At 59.9% G+C, this 20,363-nt stretch carries 17 protein-coding genes, 4 tRNA genes and 1 pseudogene; 8 read left to right on the top strand and 14 right to left on the bottom strand.

Going from position 1 to position 20,363, the window contains the following annotated elements; all coding sequences use genetic code 11:
* Positions 1 to 46 precede the first annotated feature (46 nt).
* Positions 47 to 736 carry an energy-coupling factor ABC transporter permease gene (locus ACP7D9_RS18335; protein ID WP_101157609.1) on the bottom strand — a complete coding sequence of 230 codons (690 nt, stop codon included), beginning with the start codon at positions 734 to 736 and terminating at the stop codon, positions 47 to 49.
* Positions 737 to 925: 189 nt separating this feature from the next.
* Between ACP7D9_RS18335 and ACP7D9_RS18330 the strand changes: the two genes are divergently transcribed.
* The 4 genes from ACP7D9_RS18330 to ACP7D9_RS18315 all read left to right on the top strand — a co-directional run bounded on the left by ACP7D9_RS18330 (position 926) and on the right by ACP7D9_RS18315 (position 3,663).
* Positions 926 to 1,552 (top strand): DUF1780 domain-containing protein, encoded by a 627-nt coding sequence (locus ACP7D9_RS18330; RefSeq protein WP_101157607.1) that lies wholly within the window; start codon positions 926 to 928, stop codon positions 1,550 to 1,552.
* Positions 1,549 to 2,076 (top strand): MOSC domain-containing protein, encoded by a 528-nt coding sequence (locus tag ACP7D9_RS18325; protein WP_426158973.1) that lies wholly within the window; start codon positions 1,549 to 1,551, stop codon positions 2,074 to 2,076. The genes ACP7D9_RS18330 and ACP7D9_RS18325 overlap by 4 nt, the downstream gene beginning before the upstream one ends.
* 51 nt (positions 2,077 to 2,127) lie before the next feature.
* Positions 2,128 to 2,301, top strand: a complete 174-nt coding sequence (locus tag ACP7D9_RS18320; RefSeq protein WP_007909875.1) for a DUF3094 domain-containing protein — start codon at positions 2,128 to 2,130, stop codon at positions 2,299 to 2,301.
* Positions 2,302 to 2,364: 63 nt separating this feature from the next.
* Positions 2,365 to 3,663: an NAD(P)/FAD-dependent oxidoreductase gene (locus tag ACP7D9_RS18315; protein WP_101157603.1), complete on the top strand. Its 1,299-nt coding sequence runs from the start codon at positions 2,365 to 2,367 to the stop codon at positions 3,661 to 3,663.
* Between the two features lie 152 nt (positions 3,664 to 3,815).
* Here the strand turns inward: ACP7D9_RS18315 and ACP7D9_RS18310 are convergent, their stop codons facing one another.
* The 9 genes and pseudogenes from ACP7D9_RS18310 to rluD form a co-directional block, all read right to left on the bottom strand.
* On the bottom strand, positions 3,816 to 4,679 hold the full coding sequence (locus ACP7D9_RS18310; RefSeq protein ID WP_426159023.1) for a methyl-accepting chemotaxis protein: 864 nt from the start codon (positions 4,677 to 4,679) through the stop codon (positions 3,816 to 3,818).
* A pseudogene (locus ACP7D9_RS18305) lies at positions 4,671 to 5,441 on the bottom strand (MCP four helix bundle domain-containing protein); the annotation flags it as partial. The pseudogene ACP7D9_RS18305 and the gene ACP7D9_RS18310, both read right to left, overlap by 9 nt.
* A 161-nt stretch (positions 5,442 to 5,602) precedes the next feature.
* Positions 5,603 to 5,679: transfer RNA gene (locus ACP7D9_RS18300), tRNA-Pro, on the bottom strand.
* Between the two features lie 97 nt (positions 5,680 to 5,776).
* Positions 5,777 to 5,852, bottom strand: a tRNA-Lys gene (locus ACP7D9_RS18295).
* Positions 5,853 to 5,857: 5 nt separating this feature from the next.
* A tRNA-Pro gene (locus ACP7D9_RS18290) sits at positions 5,858 to 5,934 on the bottom strand.
* 9 nt (positions 5,935 to 5,943) lie between these two features.
* Positions 5,944 to 6,019 (bottom strand) — tRNA-Asn (locus ACP7D9_RS18285).
* Positions 6,020 to 6,315: 296 nt separating this feature from the next.
* Positions 6,316 to 8,880 carry an ATP-dependent chaperone ClpB gene (clpB, locus tag ACP7D9_RS18280; RefSeq protein WP_016773142.1) on the bottom strand — a complete coding sequence of 855 codons (2,565 nt, stop codon included), beginning with the start codon at positions 8,878 to 8,880 and terminating at the stop codon, positions 6,316 to 6,318.
* 130 nt (positions 8,881 to 9,010) lie between these two features.
* On the bottom strand, positions 9,011 to 9,733 hold the full coding sequence (gene pgeF, locus ACP7D9_RS18275; protein ID WP_426158970.1) for a peptidoglycan editing factor PgeF: 723 nt from the start codon (positions 9,731 to 9,733) through the stop codon (positions 9,011 to 9,013).
* Positions 9,730 to 10,692 carry a 23S rRNA pseudouridine(1911/1915/1917) synthase RluD gene (gene rluD / locus ACP7D9_RS18270; protein ID WP_426158969.1) on the bottom strand — a complete coding sequence of 321 codons (963 nt, stop codon included), beginning with the start codon at positions 10,690 to 10,692 and terminating at the stop codon, positions 9,730 to 9,732. Before rluD ends, pgeF begins: the two co-directional genes overlap by 4 nt.
* Positions 10,693 to 10,843: 151 nt before the next feature.
* On the opposite strand from rluD, the gene ACP7D9_RS18265 reads away from it, so the two are divergent.
* The 4 genes from ACP7D9_RS18265 (at position 10,844) to ACP7D9_RS18250 (ending at position 15,142) form a co-directional block, all read left to right on the top strand.
* Positions 10,844 to 11,860: an outer membrane protein assembly factor BamD gene (locus ACP7D9_RS18265; RefSeq protein ID WP_101157596.1), complete on the top strand. Its 1,017-nt coding sequence runs from the start codon at positions 10,844 to 10,846 to the stop codon at positions 11,858 to 11,860.
* A 126-nt stretch (positions 11,861 to 11,986) separates the two neighbouring features.
* A complete protein-coding gene (locus ACP7D9_RS18260; RefSeq protein WP_426158967.1) occupies positions 11,987 to 12,220 on the top strand; it encodes a PP0621 family protein in 234 nt (77 codons plus the stop codon).
* Positions 12,210 to 13,799, top strand: a complete 1,590-nt coding sequence (locus tag ACP7D9_RS18255) for a sensor histidine kinase (protein WP_313005342.1) — start codon at positions 12,210 to 12,212, stop codon at positions 13,797 to 13,799. The genes ACP7D9_RS18260 and ACP7D9_RS18255 overlap by 11 nt, the downstream gene beginning before the upstream one ends.
* Positions 13,796 to 15,142: a sigma-54-dependent transcriptional regulator gene (locus tag ACP7D9_RS18250; protein WP_426158965.1), complete on the top strand. Its 1,347-nt coding sequence runs from the start codon at positions 13,796 to 13,798 to the stop codon at positions 15,140 to 15,142. Before ACP7D9_RS18255 ends, ACP7D9_RS18250 begins: the two co-directional genes overlap by 4 nt.
* Positions 15,143 to 15,230: 88 nt before the next feature.
* Here ACP7D9_RS18250 and thiO read toward each other — a convergent pair whose 3' ends face one another.
* From thiO to ACP7D9_RS18230, 4 genes are read right to left on the bottom strand one after another with little or no spacing between them, the layout of a single operon-like run.
* Positions 15,231 to 16,331 carry a glycine oxidase ThiO gene (thiO, locus tag ACP7D9_RS18245; RefSeq protein ID WP_426158963.1) on the bottom strand — a complete coding sequence of 367 codons (1,101 nt, stop codon included), beginning with the start codon at positions 16,329 to 16,331 and terminating at the stop codon, positions 15,231 to 15,233.
* 57 nt (positions 16,332 to 16,388) lie between these two features.
* Positions 16,389 to 16,790, bottom strand: coding sequence for a type IV pilin protein (locus ACP7D9_RS18240; protein ID WP_426158961.1), 402 nt, complete (start codon positions 16,788 to 16,790; stop codon positions 16,389 to 16,391).
* Positions 16,791 to 16,805: 15 nt separating this feature from the next.
* Complete coding sequence (locus tag ACP7D9_RS18235) at positions 16,806 to 19,895, bottom strand: pilus assembly protein (protein WP_426158959.1); 3,090 nt, start codon at positions 19,893 to 19,895, stop codon at positions 16,806 to 16,808.
* Positions 19,882 to 20,361: a pilus assembly PilX family protein gene (locus tag ACP7D9_RS18230; protein WP_101157679.1), complete on the bottom strand. Its 480-nt coding sequence runs from the start codon at positions 20,359 to 20,361 to the stop codon at positions 19,882 to 19,884. The genes ACP7D9_RS18235 and ACP7D9_RS18230 overlap by 14 nt, the downstream gene beginning before the upstream one ends.
* Between the last annotated feature and the right edge of the window lie 2 nt (positions 20,362 to 20,363).

Raw genomic sequence — 20,363 nt, 5'->3', positions numbered from 1 at the left:
CGTCCAGGCGCGCATAAAGCCCGCGAGCACGGCGGTTCGATGTGGATCAGGATTTCGGATCGTCGTCTTTCCACGGTGCCGACAGGTAACGGGTGCGGTTGAAGGTCTCCAGCCACTCGGGGCAGAACACCACCAACGCGCTGACGACCATGCCGTTGATAAAAGCTTCGGGGAACAGCAGCAACCACAGGTAACCGACGAAATCCTCCAGCCATTCCGGCATGGCAAAGAGGCCGTCGTACCAGAGCAGTGTCAGGCTCAGGATCAGACACAACAGGCCGGACAACGCGGCGGCGAAAAAGCCCGAGCAGAAGATGTAAACGAACGGATTTCGTGGCTGCGCACGCTCGACCAGAATCGCCACGCACTCGGTGATCAGCACCGGCAGCAGAATCAGCAAAGCGCCATTGACGCCGACCGCAGCCAGATCCTGACGGCCCAACAGCACCAGCCCCACCTGCGCGACCAGTCCACCAATGATCGCCAGCGGCCAATCGAGCAGCAGGGTGACCGCCGTCATGCCAATGAAGTGATAGGACACACCGGTATCGAAATCCCTGCGCACCAGCCACAGCAGGAACAGCGCGAACACCGTACCGAAGAGCAAATGCTGCCGGCGGCTGTCGCTGAACAGCTCGACCCATGGCGCGCGGACGATCGCCCAGAGCAACACCGGCAGATAAATCAGCCAGCCGAGCGTCAGGCTTGCCGTTGAAAGCAGTTCGGCACCGATCATGATTCCCTCACCTGCCACTCGACACGTTTTTTGTAGGAGCTGCCGAAGGCTGCGATCTTTTGATCTTGTTTATAAAAGCAAAAGATCGCAGCCTTCGGCAGCTCCTACAAGGGCGCAATCGCGCGACGTTTATGTCTGGGCCGATGCAAAGCTATCTGCATGTCGCATTTGGACGCTAAGCTTGGGCTTATGGATGATTCAGATTATTTACGCCTGCTGACCATCGCGGCCGAGCAAGCCAACGCTTTCCTGTCCAATGCCCGCAAATGGGAGCGTGAGCGTTGGGTCTGCCAGCGCCTGTTGCAAGGCTTGAATATCCCCTACCGTACCGACGAGTTCGCCCCGGCCGGCGAGCCGCCGGACGTGTTGTTTCGCGATGCCAATTTCGAAGTTTTTTTCGTCCTCGATGAAGGCCGCCGCCTCAACGATGAATGGCGCGACGAACTGCAGCGCCGACGCAGCGCGTTCTCTCTAAGCCAACTGGTGCGCCGCGAAGCCAAGCCAAAACGCATCCCGGCCAATGAATTCCTCCTGCGCCTGGCGCCGACCCTGCGCAAGAAGGCACATAACTACAAGGAACGCGGCATGGATCTGGGTGAGTTGGACATCATCGCCTTCGCCAGCCTCAAGCGCGAAGTGCTGGACCTCAACAGTCATTTTCCGCCACCGACCGAATACCTGCGTCAGGGCTGGCGCTCGCTGTCGCTGGTCGGCCCGACGTTCGCCCGCGTGCTGTTCGCACACCCCGACGCACCGGACTTTCTGCGCAGCAACCTCGGCCGTAGCATCGTCTTCGACGTGGGCATCAGCCTGTGACGCCGCTGCAGCAATTGATTGCCGATGTTCCCCAGTCGGGCCGCGTGCGCTGGATCGGCGTGCGTCCCGAATCCCGAGGGCCGATGCTGGAGCTCGACGCGGTCGAGGCGCGCCTGGAAGCCGGGCTCACCGGCGATCACGCCCGCCCCGGCGTTCGCAATGCGCGGCAGGTCACGCTGATTCAGTGGGAGCACCTGGCGGTGATCAACGCCTTGATGGGCCGCCCCGATGACGAACCGATCCGGCCTGAAGATTTGCGGCGCAATCTCGTTATAAGCGGAATCAATTTGTTTAGCCTCAAGGGGCGGCGCTTTCGCATCGGGCAGGCAATACTCGAAACCACTGGCTGGTGTCAGCCTTGCGCACGTTTGCAGAACAACCTTGGCCCGGGCACTTTTCAAGCCGTGCGCGGGCATGGCGGAATCACCGCCCGGGTGTTACAAAGCGGCATCATTCGCCTCGACGATAGCGTGTGCGTCGAACCGGTTCCGGACAGCGGCTACGCTGCGTTCAACCCGGGCTGAAAACCGCTGTAGCCTGTGTTCATTCAGTAACGTCTACCTGACGAGGCAAATATGACCAGCCGCCTGAACCCCGAAGACCAAAAGCATGTCGAAGAGTACCTGCAATTGTCCCAACACCGTGTCGAGCGCCGGCCCTTCCGGCCGTGGATGCTCCTGGTGCTGGTGCTGGCAGTAACCATTGGTCTGGGCCTGTTGAGCCGATTTATCAGTTACCTGACGCTATGAGCAGCCTCGCGCTCGCTCGGGTAACCGCACCGATTCCCTTTAAAAACCTTGCGAGTTATCCCTATGTCCCATCGTATTGTCATTGTCGGCGGCGGCGCCGGCGGTCTGGAGTTGGCTACCCGTCTGGGTAAGACTCTGGGCAAGCGCGGCACGGCCAGCATCATGCTGGTCGACGCGAACCTGACCCACATCTGGAAACCGCTGCTGCACGAAGTGGCTGCCGGATCTCTGAACTCCTCCGAAGACGAACTCAACTATGTCGCCCAGGCGAAATGGAACCACTTCGAGTTCCAGCTCGGGCGCATGAGCGGGCTCGATCGCGCGCAGAAGAAAATCCAGCTGGCCGCAACCTACGACGAAAACGGCGTCGAGCTGGTGCCGGCGCGTGAAGTGGCTTATGACTCGCTGGTGATCAGCGTCGGCAGCACCACCAACGATTTCGGCACCCAGGGCGCGGCGCAGCATTGCCTGTTCCTCGATACGCGCAAACAGGCCGAGCGCTTCCATCAGCAATTGCTCAATCACTATCTGCGCGCCCATGCCGGGCAGACCGATGTGGTCGAGCAGATCAGCGTGGCCATCGTCGGCGCCGGCGCCACAGGCGTTGAACTGGCGGCAGAACTTCATAACGCGGCGCATGAACTGGCGGCATATGGTCTGGACCGGATCAAACCGGAAAACATGCACATCACTTTGATTGAAGCCGGCCCACGGGTACTGCCCGCCCTGCCGGAGCGCATCAGCGGGCCGGTGCACAAGACGCTGGAAAAGCTCGGGGTCAACGTGATGACCAATGCGTCGGTCAGCGAGGTCACCGCCGACAGCCTGATCACCGCCGACGGCAGCGAGATCAAGGCCAGCCTGAAAGTCTGGGCGGCCGGTATTCGCGCGCCGGGTTTCCTGAAGGACATCGACGGTCTGGAAACCAACCGCATCAATCAGTTGCAAGTGCTGCCAACCCTGCAAACCACACGTGATGAAAACATCTTTGCCTTCGGTGACTGCGCGGCCTGTCCACAACCGGGCACCGATCGCAACGTACCGCCGAGGGCACAAGCGGCACATCAGCAGGCTTCGCTGCTGGCCAAGTCGCTGAAACTGCGCATCGAAGGCAAGACCCTGCCGGAGTACAAATACACCGATTACGGCTCGCTGATTTCGCTGTCGCGTTTTTCTGCCGTGGGTAACTTGATGGGTAACCTGACCGGTAGCGTGATGCTCGAAGGCTGGCTGGCGCGGATGTTCTATGTGTCGCTGTACCGCATGCACCAGATGGCGCTGTACGGGCCGTTCCGCACGGCGATGCTGATGCTGGGGAGCAAGATTGGCCGTGGCACCGAGCCGCGTTTGAAGCTGCACTAAGGCCAACATCTGTAGGAGCTGGCTTGCCAGCGATGGCGGTGGGGCAGGCAACATGCTGCTCGCAGATCCAGCGCATTCGCGAGCAGGCTCGCTCCCACCTTTGATCTTTATTCCGAGCCCTGCAGCGAGCGGGGCTTTTGATAGGTTGTGGATCAGAGCTGGAAGCGTCGCACCATGCCCTGCAGGGCATTGGCCAGTTGCGACAGCTCATGGCTTGATGCGCTTGTCTGATCAGCGCCAGCAGCGGAACGCACCGACAGGTCGCGAATATTCACCAGGTTGCGATCCACTTCCCGCGCTACTTGCGCTTGTTCCTCAGCCGCACTGGCGATCACCAGGTTGCGCTCGTGAATCTCGTGCACCGACGCCGTGATCGTCACCAATGCCTCACCCGCCCGCTCAGCCAAGGCTAAAGTGCTTGCTGCACGGGAAGCGCTGGCCTGCATTGACTCCAGCGCCAGACTCGAACCGCTGCGCATGCCCTGCACCATCTGCTCGATTTCCTGAGTCGATTGCTGAGTGCGATACGCGAGTGCACGTACCTCGTCAGCCACCACCGCAAAGCCACGCCCGCTTTCACCTGCGCGAGCCGCTTCGATGGCGGCGTTGAGCGCCAGCAGGTTGGTCTGCTCGGCGATGGCGCGGATTACATCGAGCACTTTGCCGATGTCCTGTGACTGATTGGCCAGCGACTGCACCAGTTCCCCAGTGTTCTGCACATCACTGGCCAGCGCATTGATAGCGCTGGCGGTTTCGCTGACACGCTCCTGGCCCAACTGAGCCGACTGACTGGATTGACGCGTGGCATCGGACGTCGACACCGCGTTGCGCGCGACCTCCTCCACCGCAGCGGTCATCTGGTTGACTGCAGTGGCGGCTTGCTCGATTTCGTTGTTCTGCTCTTGCAAGCCCCGGGTGCTGTCGACGGTGACAGCGCTCAACTCGTCAGCGGCGGTGGCCAGTTGCGTCGCCGAGCCGCTGATGCCTTGCAGAGTTTCCCGCAGGTTCTGCTGCATCGTCGCAAGGGCCTTGAGCAAGCGGCTGACTTCGTCGTTGCCATGGCTTTCGATCGGTCGGGTGAGATCACCCTGAGCCACGCTTTCTGCGGCGCTTACGGCGCTGCTCAGCGGCCGCACGATACTGCGCGTGAGCAACATCGCCAGGGCCACCGTGGCCAGCGCAGCCAAACCAATGAACAGGCTGACGATGGTTCGCGAGGTTTCATAATGCGCAGCGGACTTCTCGCTTTCGGCGGCGACCTGGCGGGCGAACAGATCGGCGAGATCGTTGAGTTGTTTGCCGGAGCCGTCGACCACGGTCTTCATGTCGACGAGCAGCAATTTGGTCAGCTCGTCACGTTTGCCTTGCTCGGCGAGGGTAAATGACTGGGCAATACCGGTGCGATAGGCGGCGAAGGTTTTCTTGAACTGGTCATAAAGTTGCTGGCCTTCGGCAGTGTCGACCAGTTTGTCGTAGGCGGCGATCTTCTCGCTCAGCTCCTTGTCGCGGGTGTCCATCTGGCCGCGATAGGTGGCGATGTTGGCCGGATCCTGATCGAGCGCCATGCGCAGGGAGATGGTTCGGATGCGCAGCATCAGTTCACGAATCTCGTCGCCGCCACGAATGCTCGGCAACCAGCGGTTCTCCACCGCCACCTCGCTGTCGCGAATGCTCGACATCTGCCCCAGCGCAAAAACCCCGAGCAAGGCCACCAACACCGCGATCAAGGCAAATCCGAGGGCAGCCCGAGGTGCAATATTCAACTGACGAAGCAACATGACGAACGCCCTTATTCTTGTAATGGCTAGATCAAGGGGTGAAGTGTTGGCAGTCCCCTCGTGTTAGCGGGCTATCGGCCAGTTGTATGACCACTTGAAGAGATTCGGCTTTCGCCGGGCAAAAAAAATCCCCGTATCTTTCGATACGAGGATTTTCAATATGGTCGGGGTAAGGGGATTCGAACTCCTGACATCCTGCTCCCAAAGCAGGCGCGCTACCGGACTGCGCTATACCCCGGTAAAAAAAAGGCGACCTTTCAAAGATCGCCTTCTTCGATCAGCGCTTTTGGCCTCTGATCTTAAGATTCGATCCCAGCGCTAACTGGTTTCAAAAATGGTGGGTCGTGTGGGATTCGAACCTACGACCAATTGGTTAAAAGCCAACTGCTCTACCAACTGAGCTAACGACCCAAAAATGGTCGGGGTAAGGGGATTCGAACTCCTGACATCCTGCTCCCAAAGCAGGCGCGCTACCGGACTGCGCTATACCCCGGTTTGAAATTGGCTCCGTGACCAGGACTCGAACCTGGGACCCAATGATTAACAGTCATTTGCTCTACCGACTGAGCTATCACGGAACTACATATTTCAATTTACAACAGTGAAACCTGAAGCTTCTCGACACCGTTTCGCATCGCTGCGTTCGTGTGTCTGAGGCGCGCTATTCTACAACCTAGAACACCTCTGTCAACCCCCTAAATTGCTTTCAAGTTAATGATTTGCAACTTATTTCAGTTTTCAACCCAGTGGATTGAAACGCCGTCGGTGACTGACTGCGGGGCGCACTTTACAAGCCTTTTCCTTTGAGTTCAACAGCCTGGCGAAAAAAAGGCCTCGCAATGCGAGGCCTTTCCGGTTTCATTGCCGCTGAGGCTTAGCCAAAAACGATTTCGTCGTTCTCGACCTTGCCGGTGGCGGTGTCGCCCGGCATGAAATGACCCGACAGGATCAACTGCGCCAGCGGGTTTTCGATCCAGCGCTGAATCGCACGCTTCAACGGCCGTGCGCCATAGACCGGGTCGTAACCGACGGCAATCAGCTTGTCCATCGCTTCCGGACTCAGCTCCAGCTTCAGCTCGCGCTCGGCCAGACGACTGCGCAGACGACCCAACTGGATCTCGGTAATCCCGGCAATCTGATCGCGCGCCAGCGGCTCGAAGATCACCACTTCGTCCACGCGGTTGATGAACTCTGGCCGGAAGTGCGACGTCAGCGCGTCCATTACTGCCGCACGCTGCGCTTCACGATCACCGACCAGCTCCTGAATCTGCATCGATCCGAGGTTGGACGTCATCACGATGACCGTGTTGCGGAAGTCCACCGTACGCCCGTGGCTATCGGTCAGGCGTCCATCCTCAAGCACCTGCAGCAGGATGTTGAACACATCCGGATGCGCCTTCTCGACTTCGTCCATGAGGATCACCGAGTACGGCTTGCGACGCACGGCCTCGGTCAGATAACCGCCCTCTTCATAGCCGACGTAGCCCGGTGGCGCACCGATCAGACGAGCCACGGAATGCTTCTCCATGAACTCGGACATGTCGATCCGCACCATCGCCTCTTCGGTATCAAAGAGGAATTCGGCGAGCGCTTTGCACAGCTCGGTTTTACCGACACCGGTCGGGCCCAGGAACATGAACGAGCCGCTTGGACGGTTCGGGTCGGACAGCCCGGCCCGTGAACGCCGCACAGCGTTGGCCACAGCCACGACCGCTTCTTCCTGACCGATTACCCGTTTGTGCAACAGGCTCTCCATCTTCATCAGCTTGTCGCGCTCGCCTTCGAGCATTTTCGACACCGGGATGCCAGTCCACTTCGACACGACTTCAGCAATTTCTTCTTCAGTGACCTTGCTGCGCAACAACTGGTTTTCGCTTTTGCCGTGCTGGTCGACCATTTGCAGGCTGCGTTCCAGATCCGGGATCACCCCGTACTGCAACTCAGCCATGCGGTTCAGATCGCCTTTGCGCCGGGCTGCTTCCAGTTCCTGACGCGATTGCTCGATCTTCTGCTGGATCTGCGCAGAACCCTGCACTTCGGCTTTTTCCGAGTTCCAGATTTCTTCCAGATCGGAATACTCACGCTCGTGACGCTCGATTTCTTCCTGGAGTTTTTCCAGGCGTTTCTTCGCTGCGTCGTCACTTTCTTTCTTCAGCGCCTGGGATTCGACTTTCAGCTGAATCAGGCGCCGCTCCAGACGATCCAGCACTTCCGGCTTGGAGTCGATCTCCATGCGGATGCGGCTGGCGGCCTCGTCGATCAGGTCGATGGCCTTGTCCGGCAATTGCCGATCCGTGATGTAGCGATGGCTGAGCTTGGCCGCGGCGATGATCGCGCCGTCGGTGATCGCGACTTTGTGGTGCACCTCATAACGCTCTTTGAGGCCACGCAGAATCGCAATGGTGTCTTCTTCGCTCGGCTCATCCACCAGGACTTTCTGGAAACGTCGCTCGAGCGCCGCGTCCTTCTCTATATATTGGCGGTACTCGTTGAGCGTGGTCGCGCCGACGCAGTGCAACTCACCGCGCGCCAGCGCAGGCTTGAGCATGTTGCCGGCGTCCATCGAGCCTTCGCCTTTACCGGCGCCGACCATGGTGTGCAATTCGTCGATGAACAGAATGATCTGCCCTTCCTGTTTCGACAGCTCATTGAGCAACCCTTTCAGGCGTTCCTCGAACTCACCGCGATACTTGGCACCGGCAATCAGCGCGCCCATGTCCAGCGAAAGCAGGCGCTTGCCCTTGAGGCCGTCCGGCACTTCGCCGTTGATGATGCGCTGAGCCAGCCCTTCGGCGATCGCGGTTTTACCCACGCCAGGCTCACCGATCAGCACCGGGTTGTTCTTGGTGCGACGTTGCAGAACCTGAATGGTACGGCGGATCTCGTCGTCACGGCCGATCACCGGATCAAGCTTGCCGTCTTCGGCGCGCTTGGTCAGGTCGACGGTGTATTTGTCCAAGGCCTGACGCGATTCTTCGTGGTTGGCGTCATTTACCGCTTCGCCACCACGCAGGTTGTTGATCGCATTTTCCAGGGCTTTTTTGCTCACGCCTTGGCCGAGCAGCAACTTGCCGAGCTTGCTGTTCTCGTCCATCGCGGCGAGCAGCACCAGTTCGCTGGAGATGAACTGGTCGCCCTTCTGCTGAGCCAGACGGTCGGCCTGATTGAGCAGGCGCGCCAGATCCTGCGACATGTTGACGTCGCCGGTCGGGTTCTGGATTTTCGGTAGTTGATCGAGCTCTTTGGTCAGCTCTTTACGCAAGCTGTTGACGTCGAAGCCTACCTGCATCAGCAGCGGCTTGATCGAACCGCCCTGCTGTTCAAGCATGGCCTGCATCAAGTGCGCCGGCTCGATGGCCGGATGATCGTGGCCAACCGCCAACGACTGGGCGTCGGACAGGGCCAACTGTAATTTACTGGTTAAACGGTCAATACGCATGGGTCACCTTCCTTTTGAGCAGGCCGGACCTAAGAAACCATCCTGAATAAAGAAACCTGCCAGATACCGCTATAGATGCGGTCGATTCTGCAAGATTCAAGCGTCAGCGGGTTGATGCAGATCAGAGAGTTTAGCGGGTGAGCCAAACGAGGGAGGCAAAGCGACCGGTGCGCGACGCACGGCGATAGGAGAAGAAGCGCGAATCGCTCACGGTGCAGAAACCGCCACCATAAACAGCGCTGACACCCCGTTCTGCCAGACGCAAGCGCGCCAGCTGATAGATGTCGGCCATGAACTTGCCGGGGTTGTCGCTCGGCACGAAAGCCGTTGCCGCTTCCGGCAACTGATTGACGAAGACGTCGCGAACTTCCGCGCCGACTTCAAAGGCTTGCGGGCCGATGGCCGGGCCGAGCCAGACCAGCACGTTCTCAGGTGCAACATCGAGGCTGTCGAGGGTGGCTTCAAGCACACCCGCCGCCAGCCCGCGCCAACCGGCATGCGCTGCCGCCACCCGAGTGCCGGCGCGATTGCAGAACAATGCCGGCAGGCAATCGGCGGTCATGGCCGTGCAGGCGATACCGGGCTTGTCTGTCCAACTGGCATCTGCAGTCGCAACGGTGCCCGGATCAGCTTGCGCCACGGTGATCCCGTGCACTTGCTGCAACCAGGCAGGCTGTATGGAGAAGTGATCAGTCAGACGCCGACGGTTCTCGGCGACGGCCTGCGGACGATCATCGACATGATCGCCCAGATTCAGGCTGTCGAATGGCGCCTCGCTGACACCACCCTCGCGGGTGGTGACACAGGCCTTGACGCTGGCCGGCGCAGGCCAGTCCGGCGTCAGCCAGTTCATCCGACGAAGGCCTCGCGATCCTGCTTGAGCAGGGTCAGCAGCCAGACGAAATCTTCCGGCAGCGGCGATTCCCAGCTCATGCGTACACCGCTCGTCGGGTGATCGAGTTCGAGGAAGCGCGCGTGCAGGGCCTGACGCGGGAAGTGCTTGAGCGATTCGACCATGGTCGGGTTCGCCGCTGGCGGAATGCGGAAACGCCCGCCGTACGCCGGGTCGCCGACCAACGGGAAGTTGATGTGCGCCATGTGCACGCGGATCTGGTGCGTGCGACCGGTTTCCAGCTTCACCCGTACATGGGTGTGCGAACGGAAGCGCTCGAGCACGCGGTAGTGGCTAACCGCAGGCTTGCCGCCTTCCATCACTGCCATGCGCTGGCGTTGCTGGCCATGACGACCGATCGGCGCATTGATCTTGCCGCCGGCCGTGACTACACCGATGACGATGCATTCATAGATGCGGCTGACGCTGCGGCTCTGCAATTGCGCAACCAGTTTGGTCTGCGCCTGAATGGTCTTGGCCACCACCATCAGACCAGTGGTGTCCTTGTCCAGACGGTGGACGATGCCGGCACGCGGAACATTGATGATGTCCGGCACATGGTGCAACAAGGCATTGAGCAACGTGCCATCGGCGTGACCGGCAGCCGGGTGCACCACCAGGCCCGCAGGCTTGTTGATCACCAGAATGTCGTCGTCTTCATAGACGATGTCGAGTTCGATGTCCTGGGCGATCCACTCGCCCTGGGCTTCCTGCTCGGCAGTCAGCTCAAGGATGGCACCGCCATGCACGATGTCGCGCGGGCGGATCACCGCCCCGTCCACAGTCAGGCGACCTTCTTTGATCCAGGCGGAAAGGCGCGAGCGCGAGTGCTCAGCGAAGAGTTGGGCGGCGACTTGATCGAGGCGTTGGCCGCCCAATTCGGACGGCACCTCTGCGCGAAGTTCTATTTTATCGGACATGCTCGGACTGGGCGTCGGCACAGCCTTTGGTTTCGGCTGCGCGCTTGTGGTTAAATACGGCGTCTTTTGCCCCGAGGCTTTTCAACGGGGCGCTCATCATAACAGGACGGCCCCGCCCAAGACAGCGGCCGTCATAGGGACGCAAGCCGCCATGCAAGTGAAACACCTGCTGCTGATCGCCATCCTCGCATTGACCGCTGCTTGCTCATCGAAGGAAGTCGTAGACGAAAACCTCAGCGAAGCCGAGCTGTATCAGCAGGCTCAGACTGATCTGGACAACAACAGCTACACCAGCGCCACAGCCAAGCTGAAGGCCCTGGAATCGCGTTATCCGTTCGGTCGCTACGCCGATCAGGCTCAGCTGGAGTTGATCTACGCCAACTACAAGAACGCCGAGCCGGAAGCTGCAAAGTCTGCCGCCGAGCGTTTCATTCGTTTGCATCCGCAGCATCCGAACGTGGATTACGCGTACTACCTCAAGGGTCTGACCTCGTTCGACCAGGACGTCGGCCTGCTGGCGCGCTTCCTGCCGCTGGACATGACCAAGCGCGACCCGGGCGCCGCCCGTGACTCGTACAACGAGTTCGCGCAACTGACCAGCCGCTACCCGAACAGCCGCTACGCGCCGGACGCCAAGCAGCGCATGATCTACCTGCGCAACCTGCTGGCCGCCTACGAAATCCACGTCGCTGACTACTACCTGACCCGTCAGGCTTATGTAGCCGCTGCCAACCGTGGCAAATACGTGGTGGAGAACTTCCAGGAAACCCCATCGGTCGGCGACGGCCTGGCGGTGATGACCGAAGCCTACCAGCGTCTGCACCTCGACGATCTGGCGGCCACCAGCCTGGAAACCCTCAAGCTCAACTACCCGGACCACTCGAGTCTGCAGGACGGCCAGTTCGTGCCACGCGTGGCCGAAGCCGACAACCGTTCGTTCCTGAGCAAGGCGACTTTGGGCCTGATCGAATCGCGTCCACCGCTGCCGCCGGGCGAAACCCGCGCCAACCAGGACGTGCAGAAGCAGTTCCAGGAAGCGAAAGATGCGATCCCGAACGAGCTCAAGCCTAAAGACGAGAATGGCGACGTGATCGAAGAGCCAGAGCCGGAATCCAGCGACACCGATCGCTCGTGGTTCAGCTACATGACCTTCGGCGTGTTCGACTGATTACATCGGTTGAACAACAAAGGGAGATCTGCGGATCTCCCTTTTTTATTGCCGCGCTTTAATTGGCTGGGCGCTGATCCGGTCCTTGGCTAAACTGCCGGATCATCAGTCGAAAAGCCGCTCATCATGCTTCGTTTATTGTTCTGGATTGCCCTGATCTTCGCCGCCATCTGGCTCTGGCGCAAATTCAAGGCCCCCGCCTCGTCCACTCAAACGCCGCGCGAACAGGACGCCCCGCCGATGGTGCGCTGCGCCCACTGCGGCGTGCATTTGCCGCGCGACCGCGCGCTGGGCGACCAGCAACAATGGTATTGCAGCCAGGCTCATCTCGAGCAAGGCCCGGGCGCCAGTGGTCGCTGAGGCCGCCCAAGCCGACCAGAAACAGGCTCAGCGTCTGCTGCGCCTTTATCACCTGTACCGATTGAGTGTCGGCATCACCCTGGTGCTGCTGATCTCCAGCAACATGGACAACCGCCTGCTGACGTCGGCCAACGACGATTTGCTGCGCGGCGGCAGTTGGCTTTACCTGATCATCAACATGCTGCTGGTGGTGTTCCTCGAAAGCACCCGCCGCCCGGCGCAACTGTTCGGCCTGGCCCTCGTCGATGTGCTGCTGTTGTGCGGCCTGTTCTACGCGGCCGGCGGCGTCGTCAGTGCGCTGGGCAACTTGCTGGTCGTCTCGGTGGCGATCAGCAACACGTTGCTGCGCAGGCGCATCGGCCTGCTGATTGCCGCCATCGCGGCGATTGGCATTGTCGGCCTGAGCTTTCTGCTGGGTCTCAGCCAGCCCCTCAGCGCCAACGCCTACCTGCAAGCCGGCACCCTCGGCGCGCTGTGCTTCGCCGCCTCATTGTTGGTGCAGGGGCTGATTCGCCGATTGGAGGTCAGCGAAACCCTGGCCGAACAACGCGCCAGCGAAGTAGTCGGCCTGGAAGCGCTCAATGCGCTGATCCTGCAACGCATGCGCACCGGCATTCTGGTGCTGGACGAACAACGCCGGGTGCAACTGGCCAATCACAGTGCGCAGAGCCTCCTCGGCCATAGCCACCTGCAAGGACATTTGATCGACGAGTATTCCCCCGCGCTGGTCGATCGCCTGCAAATGTGGCGCAACAACCCGACCTTGCGCCCGCAGAGCCTGAAGATCCCCGACATTGGCCTGGAATTGCAGCCTAGCTTCATCGCTCTTGAGCAGAGCCCGAACCAGCAGACGCTGGTGTTTCTCGAAGATCTGGCGCAAATCACCCAACAGGCGCAGCAACTCAAACTCGCTGCCCTCGGGCGTTTGACCGCCGGCATCTCTCACGAAATTCGCAATCCACTGGGCGCGATCAGTCATGCCGCGCAGCTGCTGGCCGAGTCCGAGGAACTCGATAGTGCAGATCGGCGTCTGACGCAGATTATTCAAGACCACTCCCAGCGCATGAATCGAGTCATCGAAAACGTCCTGCAACTGTCCCGCCGCCAGCAAAGCGCACCGCAACGGCTGGATCTCAAGCCGTGGCTGGAAAACTTCGTCGCCGAAACCCGCGAGCAGGCCACCGAGCGCCAGCATATTCATCTGCGGATCAATTCCGGAGACTTCACCACACTGATGGATCCCAACCAGCTGCGGCAGATTCTCGACAACCTGATACGCAACGCCTGGCGGCACAGTGCCCAACTGCACGAACTGGCCGAAGTCTGGCTGGCCCTGTTCGTCGACCCCGACAGCCAATTGGCAGTGCTCGAAGTGCAGGACAACGGTCCCGGCGTGTCGGCCGATGAACAGGCGCATCTCTTTGAACCGTTCTTCACCACCAGCAGCCAGGGCACCGGTCTTGGCCTTTATCTGTCCCGTGAGCTGTGCGAAAGCAACCAGGCACGCCTAGACTTCAAATCACGCCAAGGCGGCGGCTGCTTTCGCATCACCTTTGCTCACGGACGGAAACAAAGTTGAATACAAGCCCACGGCAAAAAATTCTTATCGTCGACGACGAACCGGATATCCGCGAGCTCCTGGAAATCACCCTGGGACGGATGAAACTCGAGACCTTCAGCGCACGCAATCTGGGCGAGGCCCAGGCGCTGTTACAGCGCGAGCACTTTGACCTGTGCCTGACCGACATGCGCCTGCCCGACGGCACCGGGCTGGATCTGGTGCAACACATCCAGCAACGCGATCCGCATCTGCCAGTGGCGATGATCACCGCATACGGAAACCTGGAAACGGCCATCAATGCGCTGAAAGCCGGGGCGTTCGATTTCCTCACCAAACCGGTGGAGCTGCCGCGTCTACGCGAATTGGTCAGTTCGGCCCTGCGCATGCCGACAGCGGGTGGCCTGGGCACGGCAATCGAACGACGGCTGCTGGGCGACTCGCCGCCGATGGCCAATCTGCGCAAGCAGATCGACAAGCTCGCGCGCAGTCAGGCGCCGGTGTACATCAGCGGTGAATCCGGCAGTGGCAAGGAGCTGGTCGCCCGTTTGATCCATGAACAGGGCCCGCGAGCTGGCCAGCCATTTGTGCCGGTGAACTGCGGGGCGATTCCGTCGGAGCTGATGGAAAGCGAATTCTTCGGTCACCGCAAAGGCAGTTTCACCGGTGCCGTCGAGGACAAGCCGGGGCTGTTCCAGGCGGCCCATGGCGGCACTCTGTTTCTCGATGAAGTTGCCGATCTGCCACTGTCGATGCAGGTGAAACTACTGCGGGCAATTCAGGAAAAAGCCGTGCGCAGCGTCGGCGGGCAGCAGGAGACGGTCGTCGACGTGCGCATCCTTTGCGCCACGCACAAAGACCTTGAAGCCGAAGTTTCGGCCGAGCGTTTCCGCCAGGATCTGTATTACCGGCTCAACGTCATCGAACTGCGCGTGCCGTCCCTGCGCGAACGCCGCGACGACATCGAGGCGCTTGCCATGCACGTGCTCAAGCGCCTGGCCAAAGACACCGGACAACCCGAAGCGCGCCTGCACCCGCAAGCGCTGGAGGCGCTGAAGAACTATCGCTTTCCCGGCAATGTGCGCGAGTTGGAGAACGTGCTCGAACGTGCGCACACTTTGTGCGAAAACCGCATGATCGAGGCGCAGGATCTGCGTTTGAGCGAGGGCAATTGCTCGGCGGATGGCGCATTGGCCGATCTGACGCAGATCGACAATCTCGAGGATTATCTGGAGAGCGTCGAACGCAAACTGATTTTGCAGGCGCTGGAGGAAACCCGCTGGAACCGCACAGCGGCGGCGCAGCGGTTGAGCCTTTCTTTTCGGTCGATGCGCTATCGGCTGAAGAAGTTGGGTCTGGATTAGATCGCAAAAGATCGCAGCCTTCGGCAGCCCCTACGGGTACGCATTTCAATGTAGGAGCTGCCGAAGGCTGCGATCTTTTGGTCTTGCTTTAGATGCGGCCCTCAGGTGCATACGGCTTCGGATCAATAATTGGCGAACGACCCAACATCACATCGGCAAACAACTGACACGACGCCGGCGCCAACACCAGCCCATTGCGATAATGCCCGCAGTTCAGCCACAACCCCTCGAAACCCGGCACCCGACCAATAAAGGGAACGCCTTCCGGCGACCCCGGCCGCAGCCCGGCCCAGTGCCCGACCACTTCGGCATCCGCCAGCGCCGGCAACAATTCGATCGCCGAGGCCTTGAGGCTTTCCAACGCTGCATCGGTTGGGGTCTTGTCGTAGCCTTCATGCTCCAGCGTGCTGCCGATCAAAATGTGACCGTCGCGACGCGGGATCGCATAACGCCCCTTGGCCAGCACCATGCTCGGCAGGAAATCAGCCGCGCACTTGTAGAGAATCATCTGGCCTTTGACCGGCTCGACCGGCAGCGTCAGGCTCAGCGTCTTCAGTAGATCACCGCTCCACGCCCCCGCCGTCAGGACAATCTGGTCGCCGTTGATTACGCCTGTCGGAGTCTGCACGCCGACCACGCGCTCGCCCTCGCGGACGAAGCCTGCAACTTCGCATTGCTCATGAATCGTGACATTGGGCAGCGCCAGCAACGCGGCTTTCAGCGATTTGACCAGCCGTGGATTGCGCACATTGGCGACATCGGCCATGTAGATCGCCCGGCTGAAACCGCTGCCGAGCACCGGCACCGAGTCATGCGCCGCCGAGATATCCACAGCCCGCAACGGCCGGTTTTCCCGCTCGGCCCAGGCCAGTGCGTCGGCTTCATCGTCCAGATCCAGCCAGTACAGGCCGGTGGTGTGCACTTCAGGATCAACCCCGGTGTCGGCAAACAAGCGCTCGCCGAGCTGTGGATAAAAATCCTGCGACCAATGCGCCAGCGCGGTGACTGCCGGGCTGTAGCGCCACGGGTACAACGGCGACACGATACCGCCACCAGCCCAGGACGATTCCTGGCCGACATTCGTGCGATCCAGCAGCACTACGCTGCGCATTTCGGAGGCAAGATTGTAGGCGGTGAGCAGGCCAATCACTCCGCCACCGACAATCACCACTTGCTGTTGCCTGGTCATGTTTGATCCAACCGTAAAAAAGACAGTGGGCGCAAAGGGCACCCGAAAAAGAATGCGTCAGCGGCCCCAGCAATCCTTGGCGGTCACTCCGGTGGTCGCGTTGTTCATGCTTCGCACGCCGGTATTGGTCAGGGTGAAATCCCCGCACTTGTCGGTCACCATCGCCGAGCCGGTTTTACGCGTCGCGGTGAGCACAAAGGTCTGGTCCGTCAGCGTTGGGGTGATGGTGTAGAAATCATTGCCCGTGCTCAGTCCAGTGACGCCGGTGTAGGCATTGTTACGGGTGTAGAAACGCTCAAGGGTCTGCGCCTGCTCCGAGAGCAGCGAGACCACTTCGGCGCGACGGCCCTTCTTCACGTATTCGTTGTAGCTGGGGATGCTGATGGTGAGGATGATCCCGATAATCGCGATGACGATCATGATCTCGATCAGGGTAAAACCTCGGCTGGATCTGCGCATGCCTCAAATTCTCGCTTACTGGATTTGTCGCCACATGATACGACGGCTTCCGCCGCCGCCCTTTTCCACAATGACCGTGATCGCGCCGCTGGTGTCAATCGTGCCCTTGCGCTCGCCGTTAGCGGAAATGAAGTTCAGGGTCGGATTGCCGCTGGTAAAAATCACACCACTGGATATCGTGTCATTGCTGTCGACCAAACGGTCGCCGGTTGTGTCGATCACGGCGTAGTTGAGCATCTTACCGTTGAACGCATCGAGTTCGACCAGTCTGCCCGTACCAAAGCTCGAACAAGGGTCGGTGGTATCGACGCTGGCAGTGGTAAAAACAACGCGCCCCAACACGATACTGGCCTGATTGATCACGCGTTCACCGGTCAGCACGTTGTTATACACCAGCGGCAGATACCAGCCTTTCTCTCCCGGATAGGTCGTTTCATTCTGGCTGGTGGTCAGGAACTGCCCGGAACTGCCGGAGAACGAACCGGTAATTGCCTGGGCCTGCAAACTGCTGACGGTGATTTGCCCGGCCCCACCTTCTGCATCCCAGATCGAATAGAACGCCTGCAGATCCTTGTTGGTCTTGTCGGCAGTTTCGTTGAACTTGCCGGTGCCAAAGAACACCTGTTTGCCGCCCTGTGGGTTATCCGCCAGCAGCGGTTGCGCGGTAATCGGCTGCGTTGCCCCGCCCGGGGCGGTGAACAAAGGCTTGCCGGCGAACGCCACGCCCCAGCTTTCTGCCCCGGGTGCGCTCAAGTCGAATTTCCACATGCGTCCTTTCAGGTCTCCACCGTAGGCAGCCTGCACTACGTTCAAGGAATTGACCCTGAGTTCCACAGAGGACAGACCGTTGCTGGTCTCCGTGCTGTCGACGACGATTTTTCTGATCAGTGAACCATCCAGCGCATCCAGCACATACAACGCTGCAACCCCCGAATGGCTGCCGTAGCCATTGGCAATGAATGTCGCCCAGCGACCATTGGCCAAGCGTGCCACTTCCGGACGCGCGTAGGCGTAACCCAGATCATTGAAAGCATTCGACGTGTTGGCCGTGGCCGGCGCACTGACTTCCCACTGTGCCTTGATCACGTTGCCTGCCGAGGCATCGAACAGTTGCAGTCCATAAAACGTTTTACCGCCAGCCCCCGTTCCGCCAATGGCCAGGGTTTTCCAGGTGGTGCCTGCCTGCGCATCGAACACGCCGACCTGACCGTCCACCAGAAACTTGTGGCTGACGCCGTTGACGTAGTTGGTGTCCGCGATCAGACGCAACGAAGGCAGCACACTGGAGGGCATATAAGCGTAACGGCGCGTGCCGTTCGCCGAATTGATCACATTGACGAAACCGTCGTTGGCGTTCACCACCAGGCTAGTATTCATGTTCGCAGCCTTGGTAGTCAGGTAGTTGGTGTAACTGCTGTCACCCGTCAGATCAGATGCGGTCTTGTCCGAAGGCGACGCGAGCACCAGCGGCGAATTGATGATGTCGCCGAGCAGCGCACTGCGAACTTTGAGCCCGGTCTTGTTGGTGCCTTTGCTCCACTCCACCAGTTCAGTGCCGCTGATGCCGGTGGGCAAGCCCTGATTCAGTGTGTTCTGCTGGGCTGGGGAAAAGCTGCCGAATGCCAGAGCAATTGGCGTATTGCTCAACGTGTTCCAGGACTGGAAAGTCGGCGCGGTGGCAGAGGGCACGATGGTGGTGTCGGTCGACCATTGCGCCGTCGAGGTATTTACCGTGCCGGTCGAGGTAAAGCCGAACGACCTGATCGTGCCGCGCCAATCCTTGGGATCGTAGGTTGTCTGGTAAAAACTGCTGCCACTGGTCAACGTGCTGCTGCTGGCAGCGCCGGCACCACCAGAGCCGGCTTTGGAAGTGATATCGCTCAATGCCGACGACAACGCCGCATTGAGCCCGGAACTGTCGGTCGCCTGGTAATACCTGCCCTGCCCATAACTGGCGGCGTCGGACAGCATGTCGTTATCCGCAGCGAAACCCACGGTGTAGGTGTTCATGTACTGCCTGGGAAAATCCACGGCGTTCCAGCTATTGCCGGCGGCGTCGGTACCGGTCGAGCGCATGTCGATGTCGAAGGCGAATTTGGCAATGTCATCCAGATAAAGCGTGTCGCCTTCACCGTCACCACTGAGGTTGTCGCCATCGTTATTCACGCCATCCCAGTTCGGTAACCGACCGCCTCCCAGCGGATCGTTGGTCGGGAAGGTACGGTCATAGGTCGGCAAGCCATCGGTAATCACCACGCCGTAGTTTTTCTGGCAGCGATATTGAATCGGGCTGGTGTAGGTCGCTGGCGTGCCGTTGTAGTAAGGCGCCAGGCCGCGCATGTAGCGAGTGACTTCGTAATAGCTCTCGGCTAACGGCGTGTTGGCCACCGCATTCAAGCCGTTGATCGATGAAATCAGCGCGTTGTAGTTGGTGTCTGCCTGGGCCTGGGTGACGCTGCCCGCGACTGGTGACAAATCGGTGATCGAGCGAGCGATAAACCCGCCGTTGCCCGGGTTGCTGCTGGTGGCCGGATTGAACGTCGACAGGCCCATGCGCAAGGTGCGATTGCTGCTCACCAGTGCAGTGGAAACGTTGCGCGCCACGTTCATCCGGTAATCGTTGGGGATCGCCCCGGTGGTGAAGTCGCGGGTTCCGTTGCTGTTAGCCAGGCCGACAATGTAAGAAATGTAATTGGCGGAATACCGGGTGTTTTCGTTGCCTACGGGGTCGGGGAGCTTGAGGCACAACGGCGCCACACTGTTGTTGTAGAACGCATAGGCGCCTCCCGAGCAACCCGAGGTTGGCAGGCTCGATAGAAACACCGTGTCGCCGGTAATCTGCGGCGCATTGAGTGCAGAGCACAGTCCGAGGAAAGCATTGCACTGCCGGGCGGGCGTGCGGTTGACGTTCGGGTTGAACTCGGTGGCGTAAATGATGCTGTTCATACTCCCCGAATCGTCGATCAGCAGCATCACGTTTGGCGCCACCGCTGCCGCGCTCAGCAGCGGTGAATCGGACGGCGTGAATGCCCAGGCCGGCGCCGCCAGATAGAAACTCAGCAGCATGCCGATCAGCAGCGACACGCCGCGCTCAATACTTCGCATAGACACTCTCCACCACGCTACGCGAATTGCCGGCGATGCCGACCGCAGTGACTCGATACAAGGTCGCCGAGGTGTTGGTAGGTACGTTCACCGCGGTCAGGGTCGTGCCGATGTTTTGCACTCCGTAAAAACCGTTACCGGCGGCGATCCAGGTCACCCCGGAAGCTGAATTGAAGCCGGCCGCATTGATCACTGACGATTCCGCCGGCGGCAAACATTGAGTCGTGCCGCTGCACACCGCCAGAGAGTAGCTGTCCAGTTGCACAGCGCTCTCACCAACACGCAGCGCCGCTTCGGCCGCCTGAAATGATTGATTGCGCAGGCTGACGCTACCGGCCATTTTTTCCTGCAGGTTGGCGCTTTGCATTGAGGACAATCCGATCAAGGTAAGCAACAGCAGGAACACCAGACTGACCAACAAGACCATGCCGCGCTGTGCCTGACGTTGTTGCAAGCAAATCCTCATCA

The sequence above is a fragment of the Pseudomonas sp. TSRC2-2 genome, from assembly GCF_049897785.1.
Lineage (GTDB): Bacteria > Pseudomonadota > Gammaproteobacteria > Pseudomonadales > Pseudomonadaceae > Aquipseudomonas.
The sequence above is the reverse complement of the archived record's forward strand: the minus strand, read 5'-3'. Positions and strand labels throughout refer to the sequence as shown.

Excerpts from the sequence above, each read along its gene's own strand:
- ACP7D9_RS18260 (WP_426158967.1), top strand. The coding sequence starts at position 11,987 with ATGCTTCGTTTATTGTTCTGGATTGCCCTGATCTTCGCCGCCATCTGG.
- clpB (WP_016773142.1), bottom strand. The coding sequence starts at position 8,880 with ATGCGTATTGACCGTTTAACCAGTAAATTACAGTTGGCCCTGTCCGAC.
- ACP7D9_RS18310 (WP_426159023.1), bottom strand. The coding sequence starts at position 4,679 with ATGCAGCAGAACCTGCGGGAAACTCTGCAAGGCATCAGCGGCTCGGCG.
- ACP7D9_RS18320 (WP_007909875.1), top strand. The coding sequence starts at position 2,128 with ATGACCAGCCGCCTGAACCCCGAAGACCAAAAGCATGTCGAAGAGTAC.
- ACP7D9_RS18335 (WP_101157609.1), bottom strand. The coding sequence starts at position 736 with ATGATCGGTGCCGAACTGCTTTCAACGGCAAGCCTGACGCTCGGCTGG.
- ACP7D9_RS18235 (WP_426158959.1), bottom strand. The coding sequence starts at position 19,895 with ATGCGAAGTATTGAGCGCGGCGTGTCGCTGCTGATCGGCATGCTGCTG.
- rluD (WP_426158969.1), bottom strand. The coding sequence starts at position 10,692 with ATGTCCGATAAAATAGAACTTCGCGCAGAGGTGCCGTCCGAATTGGGC.
- ACP7D9_RS18315 (WP_101157603.1), top strand. The coding sequence starts at position 2,365 with ATGTCCCATCGTATTGTCATTGTCGGCGGCGGCGCCGGCGGTCTGGAG.
- ACP7D9_RS18330 (WP_101157607.1), top strand. The coding sequence starts at position 926 with ATGGATGATTCAGATTATTTACGCCTGCTGACCATCGCGGCCGAGCAA.
- ACP7D9_RS18265 (WP_101157596.1), top strand. The coding sequence starts at position 10,844 with ATGCAAGTGAAACACCTGCTGCTGATCGCCATCCTCGCATTGACCGCT.
- thiO (WP_426158963.1), bottom strand. The coding sequence starts at position 16,331 with ATGACCAGGCAACAGCAAGTGGTGATTGTCGGTGGCGGAGTGATTGGC.
- pgeF (WP_426158970.1), bottom strand. The coding sequence starts at position 9,733 with ATGAACTGGCTGACGCCGGACTGGCCTGCGCCGGCCAGCGTCAAGGCC.
- ACP7D9_RS18230 (WP_101157679.1), bottom strand. The coding sequence starts at position 20,361 with ATGAGGATTTGCTTGCAACAACGTCAGGCACAGCGCGGCATGGTCTTG.
- ACP7D9_RS18240 (WP_426158961.1), bottom strand. The coding sequence starts at position 16,790 with ATGCGCAGATCCAGCCGAGGTTTTACCCTGATCGAGATCATGATCGTC.